Raw genomic sequence first — 11545 nt, 5'->3', positions numbered from 1 at the left:
CGCGCCCACTACGATTGGGAGCGCGAGAACGACGATTCGTCCCGAATCGATTTGCAGCCGCTCGATCACCCGGCCTGATGGGCAGGCCAGCACAGCGGAATCCACCCCGCGTGGCTGGCGCATCCTTCCCATCGGAGATCCGTCATGCCCTCGATCCGCGTCCTTGCCTTGACTCTTGTCCTGTCCGTTGCGACCGCACCGGCTGCCGCGGCCGAGTCGGTGCGCTATCTGGAACTGAGCAACCGCGCCTACGACGCGCTGACGTCGCTGGCCGTCGCTGCACCAAGCAGTGAACAGTTCCGCGAGGTCGCGCTCCACGCGCCGTTGCGGGGCGGCGGCGACGCAGCGACCTTTCCGCTCGCCGGTCATGCCTGCCGCTACGATCTTCGCTTCACCTTTCGCAACGGACGTTCGATGCTGTATCGGGATGTGGACATTTGCGCGCACCGCGTGCGCATTCGGCCGTTGCCGCATTCGCAGTCGGGCGGGCATGCGCTGCAGGTCGTTGAGACGGCTGGAACCTCGCCTTGACCCGCTGTCCCGATCGAAGAGAGGCGACGTCGTGTCCTTTCCTCATCGGGATCATGGCCCGCTTTTCGGGGGAAGGTGCAGCGCAGGCGCGGACGAGGGGATGGGCGCAGCCTCGTCCATCCAGACTACGCGAGTCGCTTGTGCGTCGGACCCACCCCAACCCCTCCCTCGATGGGAGAGGGGCTTCCGCTCTCTGTGGGAGGGACTTCAGTCCCGACGCGACCCGCCGTGAGAGGCAAGATCTCGGTCGCACCACCACCTCACTGCACACGCACTGCGCACGCACGGCATCGGTCGTGGTCGATGCCGCGCCTGCGAACACGCGCGGCCAGGGGCGTTAACCCGCCTTCGGCGGCAACCCCAGCAGTTCCGCCGGCAGCGCCGGCATCGGCGTGCGCTCGTCCAGCGCCTCGCGCTTGAGCCAGTCGACGAAGTGGCTGGCGGCCGGGCTGAGCAGGCGGTGGGTCGGATGCACGATGTAGTAGGAATAGCGCGCGGTCAGCGCCGGGCCGGGCAGGCGCACCAGCTCGTAGCGTTGCAGGTAGGGCTGGGCGATATGCTTGCGCGCCAGCACCGCGCCGACGCCGTACACTGCCGCGCGCATCGCATCGGTGCTGTCGTTGAAGGTGTGCATCGGTGGCAGCGCCACGCCGCGCACGCCGGCGGCGCGGAACCAGTCGCGCCAGCCCTGCGGCGACATGTCGGTGAGCAGCGGCAACTGCGCGATCTGCTCGGGCCGGCGCAGCGTCGCCAGTTGCGGCAGGGCCGGCGAGGCGACCGGGAACAGTTCGTCGTCCATCAGGTGGTGCGAGGTCAGTCCCGGCCAGTCGCCCTGGCCGTAGCGGATGCCGAGTTCCGGGCCGCCGTCTTCGAAGCGCGAGAACGCGGAGTCGGTCTGGATCTCCAGGCGTACGTGCGGGTAGGCCTGGCAGAACCGCGGCAGGCGCGGCAGCAGCCAGCAGTACGAGAGCGAGCGCAGCGTGGTGAGGCGCAGCGGTGCGGTGTCGGCCTGCGGATGCAGGTTGCCGGCCACCGCGGCGATGTCGGCCAGTGCCGCGCTGGCGGCATCGGCCAGTTGCCGGCCTTCGGCGGTCAGCTTGACCCCGCGCGCGTGGCGCTGGAACAGCGTGGCGCCGAGCAGGGCTTCCAGGCGCCGCACATGGTGGCTGACCGCACTGGCGGTGAGGTGCAGTTCCTCCGCGGCATGGGCGAAGTTCTGGTGGCGGGCCGCGGCGGCGAACACGCCAAGCGCGGGCAGCAGGGACGGGCGCAGTTGCATGAGCAGACACGCGGCAGATTTGTGGCTCGCGACGATACTACGCGCTTGTCGGCCCCGTGGCACAGGATGATGCTGGCAGCCGAACGCGACATGCGCGGCGCGTAGCGGCGAGGCGGGGTCGGCGCGGAGGCGCCGCTCGGCACCCGCAGCCGGCCGCGGATGCGTGGCGTCGCACGATCGCTGCGGCGCGTTCCCGGTCGACCACGAGCCTCCCCATGCCCACTTCCGATCCCTCCCTGCAGCCGGCCATCGCCTCCGCTGCTGCTGCATCCGCATCCGACGGCGTTGCCACGCGCGACTGGCGCACGCCGCTGGAACTGGGCTTCCTCGGCGTCGTCTGGGGCTGCTCGTTCCTGTTCATGCGCGTGGCCGCGCCGCAGTTCGGCGCCTATGCGCTGGTGGAACTGCGCCTGGCGCTGGGCGCGGCGGTGCTGCTGCCGTTCCTATGGCTGGCGCGGGCGCGCTTCCCGCTGCGGCGCTGGCCGACCCTGGCGGGGATCGGCTTGCTCAACTCCGCGCTGCCGTTCCTGCTGTTCGCCTGGGGCGCGCAACATGCGCCGGCGGCGATCGGCGCGATCTGCAACGCGATGACCGTGCTGTTCACCGCATTGATCGCGTTCCTGTTCTTCGGCGAGAAGATCGGCACGCGCCGCGCGTTGGCGCTGTTGATCGGCTTCGCCGGCATCGTGGTGTTGGCCACCGGCAAGTCGGCCGGCATCAGCGTGGGACCCGCCGCGCTGGCCGGCACCACCGCCTCGTTGCTGTACGGCATCGGCTACAGTCTGGTGAAGCGGCACATGAGCGATCTGCCGCCGGCCGCTTCCGCCGCGTCCACCCTGGGTTGCAGCGCCTTGCTGCTGGCGCCGCTGGCCTGGACGCATTGGCCGGCCGCCCCGGTGTCGGCCGTCGCCTGGGCCTGCGCCGGCGGTCTGGGCGTGCTGTGTACCGGGCTGGCGTTCCTGTTGTACTACCGGTTGATCCAGCGCATCGGCCCGGCGCGCGCGTCGACGGTGACCTACCTTGTGCCGGTGTTCGGCGCGCTGCTGGCCTGGGCGCTGCTCGGCGAACCGCTGACCTGGACCATGTTGCTGGCCGGTATGCTGATCCTGGGCAGCGTCGCCTTCAGCCAGCGCGCGCGGTAGCAGCGCCGCGGCAACGTACGCGAAGATGCCCGAGCTGGCCACGTACCGGCGCGCCCTAATCGCCGTGTGGCACACGCCTTCTGGCCTGGAGAACGACGCAATGACCGATTCCCTGCTTGCATCGCAGTTCGCCTTCAAGGCCTGGGCCAACGCCGAACTGCTGCAGGCGCTGGCGCAGATCGACGGCGATGCGTTTCCGGCGCAGCGGGAGCGCGCGATCCGGCTGTTGAACCACACCTACGTGGTGGACCGGATCTTCGCCGCGCATCTGCAGGGCGGCACGCATGCGTTCACCGCGAGCAACACGCCGCAGACGCCGGAACTGGTGGCGCTGGGCGCGGCCGTGACCGAATCGGACCGATGGTATGCCGATTACGTCGCCCGGCTCGACGCGCCCGCCTTGCAGCAGACGCTCGCGTTCCGTTTCACCGATGGCGACGCCGGCAGCATGAGCCGGCAGGAAATGCTGTTCCACGTGCTCGCGCACGGCGCCTTCCACCGCGGCAACATCGCCATGCTGCTGACCGAGTGCGACGTGGAGCAGCCGCGCGAACTGTTCACCCGCTTCCTGCACGCGCAGCAGCCGCAACGGCGCGCTGCCGGCGGCGCCTGAGCGCGCAGCGTCGCGCGGAATACGCTACTGCCGCGGCGTGCGCACCGGCAGCGGCACGTTGCACAGGTCGATGTGCCCGGCCGGGCGCTTGTAGAACGCGTCGCGGCGGTTGCGCCGCGCTTCGGCGACTTCGCGGAAGGTGCGGGTGTCGGTGCGCAACACTTGCAGCGGGGTACGTTCGGCTTCCGGCACGTCGCTGGCCAGGCGGATCGCGCGGATCGGCGTGCGCTGCTCGGGTTTTTCGTAGAAGCCCATCGGGTCCGGCCCGCGCGGGATCACGCTGAGCAGTTCCATGCCCTTGACCACGCGGCCGACCACGGTGATGTTGCGGTCCAACTGCCGTGGCGACTGTCCGGTGACCACGTACAGTTCGGCGCCGATGCTGCTGTCCTCATCGTTGTTGCGGCCGGCGCCGAGCGTGCCGTAGCAGTGCGCCAGCCAGGCGGTGCCGGCCTTGGGATCGCGCGCCACCGGGAAGCCGTCGACGAAGCCCACCTGCGGCGCCCAGCCATCGCGGTCGGGCAGGGGCTGGAACGCCAGCCCCGCGGCGGGACGCTGGAATTCGGCCGGCAGGTGGGTCTTGGCGCTGCCCAGCGACTTGGCCTTGCCCGGCTCCTCGCCATCGGGGTCGCCGAACTGCACCACGAAATTGTCCTGCGAGCGGTAGATGCTCAGGCCGTCCCAGAAGTGCTCGTGGGCAAGGGTGCGGATGTTGCCGACGTGCTGCGGCGCGAACGCCGGCGCCAGCTCGATGATCACGCGGCCGGTCTCCAGTTCCAGGTAGAGCGTGTTCGCCGGATCCAGGGTGCGCCAGTCGCTGGGCTTGGAGGCATCCAGGATCTGTTGCGGGCTGCGGTACGGCACGGCCGGCGGCGGCGCCCCTGCCGCCGCGGCGAAGGTGGACAGCGACAACGCGAGGGCGAGCAGGGAAGTGCGCAGCGGCATGAGGGCGGCCCGGTCGGTGAGCGCTCGATTCTCACCGAAGCGGCGGCCGCTGCCAATGCGCCGGCGGCATGGCGCGACCGCCGTGCCGCCGGCAGTGCCGCCTACGACAGCGCGCGCCGCTGCGGTTCCTGCGCCTCCTGCACCGGCGCCTGGCTTGGGGCCGGCGGCAGCGCGGCCAGTTGCCTGGCGCTTTCGGCGGCCGGGATGGTCGCGGCCTGCGCGGCGTCCACGTAGGCCACCCGCTTGTCGCCGGACATGGGATCGCCCTGCACCGCGAACACGCGTCCGTTGTCGTTGCGCAGGATGTGATCGACCTGGGTCAGGCCGTCGCGCCTGGCCGCCAGCAGCAGGCTGCTGGCGACGTTGGCATCGTAGGGGCTGAGCTTGCTCGCGATCGCCTGCTGCATCGCCTGCTGCTGCGGATCGGCGACGGCATGCGCATCGGGCGCGGTGCCCGTGCTAGGGGCGGAGCGCGCGGGCGCCGACGGTGATGGCTGGTCGGCGCGCTCGACCTGCGCGTCGATGCGCACCAGGTCGCCGCCCGGCGTGCCGCCGGCGCTGCTGGCCACGCGAAACAGGCGCTCGCTCAGGCCGTACTGGGAATTGCCCAGGTTTCGCGCCAGCCCGATTGCGAAGTCCTGCGGACTCTGTTTTTCATACTGGGCGGCCTCGTGCGCGGTCATCGGACTGGCCTGGGCGGCACGCTGATACTGCTGGCGCAGCGCGTCCATCTGCTGTTCGGAAAAGCGCAGGGTGGCGTTCTGGCCGGCCGCGATCGGCGTATCGGCCGAGGCGGTGTCCTTGCCCGTCAGCGCGGCGTTGAGCAGCTGCGCCTGGTTGTGGTCGACCTTGTCGAAGGTGAACTGGTAGCTGCGCTCGTCCACGCGCTCCTTGCCCGCCGGATCGAACTGACGGGTCAGGGTCATCGGCACGTTGCCGGCGTACTGCACCTTGCCGACCACGCTGGAACTGCCATCGGCATAGGTGGTGCGCACGTTCTCGCCGCTGTTGCGCTGGCCGCCCAGTTCGGCCTTGAACGGACCCAGGCCGAGCTGGGCGCGGGTCTCCGAACTCATGGTCAGGCTTTCGACCTTCTGCACGTCGCCGACGCCGGGCACGTCGGCGGCGAGTCGGCCGCTGGCCAGGAACGTGCGATAGGCGGCCTGCGCCTGCGGCTCGCGCAGATCGAAGGTGGCGGTGCGCATGGTCGCCTGACCCAGCGCGTCCTGCCGGCCGAGCATGGCCTGGGCGATGTCGGTCTTCAGCCCCACCGCCTCCAGACGCTCCACCGCCTGGGTCGGGCCGACCGCGACGCGGACGCGGTCGGCGTCCAGGCGCTCCACCGCATAGCTCATGCCGGCCGCGTCGGTGCGTTCGCTGGACGTGGCGAAGCCGCGGAACGCGGCCTCCATCGAGGTCTTGGCGAATACCTGGCCATCGAGCCTGACGCGGCCGCCTTCCGGGATGGTCGTGGGATCGAAGGGATTCACCCGCGCAGCGGCGTCGGCCGTGGCCGCGCCGGGCAGCCTGACCTCGTAGCGGCCGCGCTCGCCGGTGGCCTGGGTCAGGCTGCCGTCGGCCGCCAGGCGCCCGGCTTTGAAGTCGCCCTGGATGCGATGGCCCTGGGTGAACTCCATCTCGACATTGAACGTGGTCTTGCCGTCTTCCTCCTTGCGGCCGGCGCCGACCTTGCCGGTATGCACCACCGCGTATTCCAGCGGGCCGTACTTGGCCTCTGCGGCCGTGCGGCTGTACTCGAGCGAACCCGAGCCGGCCGCCGGGTCGCGCTTGACCCCGCCGACCGAGAACTGGTTGCCGGATCCGGCGAAGCTGGCGTCGGTGGCCTGCCCGGGCTGTGGGGTGGCGGGCGTCGAACTCATGCGTGACCTCCTGGATGGCATGCGAGAAAGAAGTCTTCCGAGTGTAGTCAGCGCGGTGTTGTCGAATCGTTTGTCGCACCGGTGGCGGGCAGGCGAGGCAGGCATGACCAACGGCACAGGGACTATGTCGAACTCGGTACTAGTATCTATCTCAACCTAGCGAGGGCGCCATGGTCGAGCCGGATGCACAACTGAAGAAGTTCCAGAAGGAGCTGAGCGCCGGCACGGTGTCGCTGGCCCTGCTGGCGGTGCTGGCCGCGGCCGAGGCGCCGCTGTACGGCTACCTGATCGCCAAGCGCCTGGAGCAGGTGGGCGAGGGCGTGCTCAGCGGCAAGCAGAGCGCGCTGTACCCGGTGCTGCGCAACCTGGAGGCGGCTGGCCTGCTGTCCAGCCATGTCGAGCCGTCGGTGGCCGGGCCGCCGCGGCGTTACTACCACATCACCGCGGCGGGCCTGACCACGCTGCGGCAATGGGCCGCGGCGTGGCGCGCCACCCGCGATTCCGTCGATTCCGTGCTGAAGGGGATTTCAGAATGAGCAGCGCACACACCGCACCGCGGCCCTTGCCGACCACCATTCCCGACTACCTGGCGCAACTGCGCGCGGCGCTGGCCGGCGCCGACCCGGCGCTGGTCCAGGACGCGCTGTACGACGCGGAGGAATACCTGCGTTCGGAGCTGGCCGAGCAGCCGGGCAAGAGCGAGGCCGAGGTCATCGCCGGCGTGGCCGGCAGCTACGGTGCGCCGGATGAGGTGGCCGAGATCTACCGTGAGACGGAGGTGACGGTGAACCGCGCGCTGAAGCCGCCGGCGCCGCCGAAGCGCAAGTCGTTGCTCGGCCGCTTCTTTGGCGTGGCCGCCGACCCGCGCGCCTACGGCGCGCTCTTCTACATGCTGCTGTCGCTGGTCACCGGCATCTTCTACTTCACCTGGGTGGTGACCGGGGCCAGCGTGTCGCTGGGCATGCTGGTGCTGATCATCGGCGTGCCGTTGCTGGTGCTGTTCTTCGGCTCGGTGCGCGTGCTGTCGCTGGTGGAAGGGCGCATCGTGGAAGTGCTGCTGGGCGAACGCATGCCGCGGCGGCCGCTGTACAGCGAGCGCGCACAACCCTGGCTGCGGCGCATCGGGCAGATGTTCACCGATGCGCGCACCTGGACCACGATGCTGTACTTCCTGCTGATGCTGCCGCTGGGCACCTTCTACTTCAGCGTGTTCATCACCCTGCTGAGTATTGGGCTGGCGCTCGCGGCGGCGCCGCTGGGGTTCTTCCTGCCGCAGCAGTTCAATGCGATGTTCGTCGACGGGAACCTCATCGAAAGCGCGCCGTGGCTGCTGCCGGTGTGGAGCGCGCTGGGCATCGTGCTGCTGTTCGCTACGCTGCACCTGGCGCGCGCGGTCGGCAAGCTGCATGGCCTGCTGGCAAAGCACTTGCTGGTGCACAGCGCGGGGCAATGACGAGGTGCCGCGGCCGGCGACTGCCGGCCGCGGACATTACCGGCTCAGCCGGCCTTGCGGCTGCCGCGGCGCTTGAGCGGGGTGACGTTGCCGGCCGCCGGCGCGCGGCTGGCAGCGGCGTTGGCGGCGATGAAGCTGCGCACTTGCGGATACACGATGTCGCGCCAGCGGCGGCCGCTGAAGATGCCGTAATGACCGGCGCCTTGCACTTCCAGATGCTGGCGGCGCGCGGCGGGAATGCCGGTGCACAGGTCCTGCGCGGCCGCGGTCTGGCCCAGGCCGGAGATGTCGTCCAGCTCGCCTTCGATGCTGAGCAGCGCGGTGTCGCGGATCGCGGCCGGATCGACGCGTTCGCCGTCGATCACCCATTCGCCGCGCGGCAGCAGGAACTCCTGGAACACCACGCGGATGGTGTCCAGGTAGTAGGTGGCCGGCATGTCCAGCACCGCGTTGTACTCGTCGTAGAAGCGGCGGTGCGCCTCGGCGTCCTGCAGGTCGCCCTTGACCAGGTTGGCGTAGAAATCCCAGTGCGACATGAAGTGCCGGCTCGGGTTCATCGCCAGGAAGCCGATGTGCTGCAGGAAGCCCGGATAGACCTCGCGGCCGTGGCCCGGGTATGACGGCGGCACGGTGTGGATGACGTTGTGCTCGAACCAGGACAGCGGATTGCGCGTGGCCAGGTTGTTGACCTCGGTGGGGCTGCGCCGCGCGTCGATCGGGCCGCCCATCATCACCAGCGAACGCGGCGTGGTCTCGCCGCGCCCGGCCATCAGCGACACCGCGGCCAGCACCGGCACGGTCGGCTGGCACACGCTCATCACGTGCAGCGACTCGGCGCCGATGTGGCGGATGAAGTCCTGCACGTAGCGCACGTAGTCGTCCAGCCCGAAGTCGCCTTCGGCCTGCGGCACCATGCGCGCGTCGATCCAGTCGGTGACGTAGACCTTGTGATCGCGCAGCAAGGTGCGCACGGTGTCGCGCAGCAGCGTGGCGTGGTGGCCGGACAGCGGCGCCACCACCAGCACGGCCGGCTGCTTCTTGAGGCCGTCCACGACCTTGGCGTCGTCGCTGAAACGCTTGAAGCGCAGCAGGCGGCAGAACGGCTTGCGCAGCACTTCCTGTTCGACGATCGGCAGCGCGTGGCCGTCGACCTCGACATGGTCCAGCGCCCAGGCCGGCTTCTCGTAGTCCTTGCCGAGGCGGTGCATCAGCTCGTTGCTGGCGGCCAGGCGCTCGGCGCCTGGCAGCGTCGACCACAGGCTGTTGGGATCGGAGAAGATCTTGGCGTTGGCTTCGGCCTGGTGCACCCAGGGGGCGAGCAGGTTACGGGTCAGTTCGTGCCACTGGTAGAGCATGCCGGCGTTTCCATCCTGAGCGTATGCTGCCGTGCAGCATAGCGCATCCGCGCTGTTTGCACCTTAATGGGGCACCAGACCAATCGTCTCCAGCGCCGCCGCATCCCCCGCCAACGCTGGCGCCAGCCAGCAATGACTGCCTACCGGGCGCAGCCCGAGCGCACCGAACTGGCGCCGGTACCAACGCGCCGCGCGCGGCTGGAAGCCGGCGTGGTCGCCGTCGAAGTCGTCTTCGGCGGCGAAGGTCTCCAGGAACGCCACGCCGCCGCACAACTCCACCAGGCCGGGCAGGCCCTGGCGCAACTCGCGGCTGGGCACGTAGTGCAGCACGTCCGAGCACACCAGCAGGTCCACCGGCGCACACGGCCGCAGCCAGGCGAAATCGCCGAAGCGCGCCGGGTGCAGGTTGCGGTGGCGGCCATAGCGGGCGACCGCGTAGTCGCTGCTGTCGAAGCCGAGATAGCGCAGCTTCGGCCGCAACTTCAGCAGCGGCGCGCGCCAGGCGCCTTCGCCGCAGCCGATGTCGAGCACGCTGCGGATCGGCCGTTCCAGGTAGTACTCGGCCTGGGCCACGGCGAGGGCGACCTTGCGCGTCAGGCGCGCGGCATCGCCGATGCCGTCGCGGCGATACCAGCGCTGGAAGTAGTCGGCGTCGTACTGTTTGCTCATGAGCGCGTGTGATCCGTGCGGGCGCCGGACGAATCGGCGAAAATGGCCGCACATCCTACGCCAGCGACCCGGAGCCAGCGCATGCAACTCTATTTGTGGATCAAGTCCCTGCATCTGCTGTTCGTGATCGCATGGATGGCGGCGGTGTTCTACCTGCCGCGGATCCTGGTCAACGTCGCCGAGAGCGCGGGCCAGCCGCAGGTGCAGGAACGCCTGGCGCTGATGGGGCGGCGCCTGTACCGCTTCGGCCACAGCATGTTCGGCCTGGCGCTGCTGCTGGGGCTGACCCTGTGGCTGGGCTACAAGGTGCTGCCGGACTTCCCGACCATGGTCGCGCCCGGCCACAGCGGCTGGCTGCACGCCAAGCTCGGCCTGGTGGCGCTGATGCTGGCCTACTACATCTTCACCGGCCGCTGGCTCAAGCGCGTGGGCCAGGCACAGCCGCTGCCCTCCTCGCGCGCGCTGCGCCTGTTCAACGAACTGCCGGTGCTCGGACTGCTGGTGGTGATCTGGCTGGTGTTGGCCAAGCCGTTTTGATTGGAGCTGGGAATGGGGAATGGGGAAACGGGAATCGGAAAAGCGGGTGACCGCTCCTCCCGTCTCTCACTCGCCGATCTGGCGCTGCTTGGAACTGCGCAGCTGCCAGCGGCTTTTCCGATTCCCCATTCCCGTTTCCCGATTCCCCCGCAGCGGCGACGCCGCTGCGCTCACGCCGTCTCGTAGGCGCCGTAGCCGCGCAGGCGCTCGTAGCGCTTCTGCAGCAGTTGCTCGATCGGCAGCTGTTCCAGCGCGTCCAGTTCGTTGAGCAGGACCGCCTTCAGGCGCTTGGCCATCTGCGTCGGGTTGCGGTGGGCTCCGCCGATCGGTTCGCGGATCACCTTGTCGACCAGGCCCAGCGCGGACAGGCGCTTGGCGGTCAGGCCGAGTTGTTCGGCGGCGTCCTTGGCCTTGGACGCGTCCTTCCACAGGATCGAGGCGCAGCCTTCCGGCGAGATCACCGAGTAGGTGCCGTACTCCAGCATCAGGGTGCGGTCGCCCACGCCGATCGCCAGCGCGCCGCCGGAGCCGCCTTCGCCGATCACGGTGCAGATCACCGGCACCTTCAGTTCGGCCATCTCCAGCAGGTTGCGTGCGATCGCCTCGCTCTGGCCGCGCTCCTCGGCGCCGATGCCGGGGTAGGCGCCGGGGGTGTCGATGAAGGTCAGCAGCGGCAGCTTGAAGCGTTCGGCCAGCTTCATCAGGCGCAGCGCCTTGCGATAGCCCTCCGGACGCGGCATGCCGAAATTGCGTGCGATCTTGCTCTTGGTGTCGCGGCCCTTCTGGTGGCCGATGATCACCACCGCGCGGCCGTCGATGCGGCCGAGGCCGCCGACGATGGCCTTGTCGTCGGCGAACGCGCGGTCGCCGGCCAGCTCCTGGAACTCGTCGCAGAACACATTGATGTAGTCCAGCGTGTACGGGCGCTGCGGATGCCGCGCCAGTTGCGAGATCTGCCACGAGGACAGGTCGCGGAAGATCTGCGCGGTACGCACCCGCAGCTTGTCCTCCAGCGCGCCCACCTCCGCGTCGACGTTGACCGCCGGGCCGGTGCTGGCGTTGCGCAGTTCCTGGATCTTGGCTTCCAGATCGGCGATGGGTTGCTCGAAGTCGAGGTAGTTCGGGTTCATTGGACGCCGTG

At 69.5% G+C, this 11545-nt stretch carries 12 protein-coding genes; 6 read left to right on the top strand and 6 right to left on the bottom strand.

Features of this window, described 5'->3' with window-relative positions; genetic code table 11:
• Positions 1-144 precede the first annotated feature (144 nt).
• Positions 145-531, top strand: coding sequence for a hypothetical protein (locus FHR66_RS11965; protein ID WP_160969966.1), 387 nt, complete (start codon positions 145-147; stop codon positions 529-531).
• Between the two features lie 337 nt (positions 532-868).
• Here FHR66_RS11965 and FHR66_RS11960 read toward each other — a convergent pair whose 3' ends face one another.
• The gene (locus tag FHR66_RS11960; protein ID WP_160969964.1) at positions 869-1810 is read right to left on the bottom strand and encodes a LysR substrate-binding domain-containing protein; all 942 of its coding nucleotides are present in this window, start codon (positions 1808-1810) and stop codon (positions 869-871) included.
• Positions 1811-2025: 215 nt separating this feature from the next.
• On the opposite strand from FHR66_RS11960, the gene FHR66_RS11955 reads away from it, so the two are divergent.
• Both FHR66_RS11955 and FHR66_RS11950 read left to right on the top strand, forming a co-directional pair.
• Complete coding sequence (locus FHR66_RS11955) at positions 2026-2952, top strand: DMT family transporter (protein WP_160969962.1); 927 nt, start codon at positions 2026-2028, stop codon at positions 2950-2952.
• Between the two features lie 100 nt (positions 2953-3052).
• The gene (locus FHR66_RS11950; RefSeq protein ID WP_160969960.1) at positions 3053-3565 is read left to right on the top strand and encodes a DinB family protein; all 513 of its coding nucleotides are present in this window, start codon (positions 3053-3055) and stop codon (positions 3563-3565) included.
• A gap of 24 nt (positions 3566-3589) precedes the next feature.
• Here FHR66_RS11950 and FHR66_RS11945 read toward each other — a convergent pair whose 3' ends face one another.
• Both FHR66_RS11945 and FHR66_RS11940 read right to left on the bottom strand, forming a co-directional pair.
• Entirely contained in the window at positions 3590-4510 is a 921-nt protein-coding gene (locus FHR66_RS11945) for a peptidylprolyl isomerase (protein ID WP_160969958.1), read from the bottom strand.
• 101 nt (positions 4511-4611) lie between these two features.
• The gene (locus tag FHR66_RS11940) at positions 4612-6390 is read right to left on the bottom strand and encodes an XVIPCD domain-containing protein (RefSeq protein WP_160969956.1); all 1779 of its coding nucleotides are present in this window, start codon (positions 6388-6390) and stop codon (positions 4612-4614) included.
• A gap of 170 nt (positions 6391-6560) precedes the next feature.
• Here FHR66_RS11940 and FHR66_RS11935 point away from each other — a divergent pair, with 170 nt between their 5' ends.
• The gene (locus FHR66_RS11935) at positions 6561-6926 is read left to right on the top strand and encodes a PadR family transcriptional regulator (RefSeq protein WP_048492168.1); all 366 of its coding nucleotides are present in this window, start codon (positions 6561-6563) and stop codon (positions 6924-6926) included.
• Positions 6923-7843 (top strand): sensor domain-containing protein, encoded by a 921-nt coding sequence (locus tag FHR66_RS11930; protein ID WP_160969954.1) that lies wholly within the window; start codon positions 6923-6925, stop codon positions 7841-7843. Before FHR66_RS11935 ends, FHR66_RS11930 begins: the two co-directional genes overlap by 4 nt.
• A 44-nt stretch (positions 7844-7887) precedes the next feature.
• Here the strand turns inward: FHR66_RS11930 and FHR66_RS11925 are convergent, their stop codons facing one another.
• Entirely contained in the window at positions 7888-9198 is a 1311-nt protein-coding gene (locus FHR66_RS11925; RefSeq protein ID WP_160969952.1) for a polyhydroxyalkanoate depolymerase, read from the bottom strand.
• A gap of 63 nt (positions 9199-9261) precedes the next feature.
• Complete coding sequence (locus FHR66_RS11920) at positions 9262-9867, bottom strand: class I SAM-dependent DNA methyltransferase (protein ID WP_160969950.1); 606 nt, start codon at positions 9865-9867, stop codon at positions 9262-9264.
• Positions 9868-9948: 81 nt separating this feature from the next.
• On the opposite strand from FHR66_RS11920, the gene FHR66_RS11915 reads away from it, so the two are divergent.
• Entirely contained in the window at positions 9949-10404 is a 456-nt protein-coding gene (locus tag FHR66_RS11915) for a CopD family protein (RefSeq protein ID WP_160969948.1), read from the top strand.
• 170 nt (positions 10405-10574) lie between these two features.
• On the opposite strand, the gene FHR66_RS11910 is transcribed toward FHR66_RS11915, so the two are convergent.
• Complete coding sequence (locus FHR66_RS11910; protein WP_160969946.1) at positions 10575-11534, bottom strand: acetyl-CoA carboxylase carboxyltransferase subunit alpha; 960 nt, start codon at positions 11532-11534, stop codon at positions 10575-10577.
• Positions 11535-11545: the final 11 nt, after the last annotated feature.

Source organism: Xanthomonas sp. F4 (genome assembly GCF_011761895.1).
The sequence above is the reverse complement of the archived record's forward strand: the minus strand, read 5'-3'. Positions and strand labels throughout refer to the sequence as shown.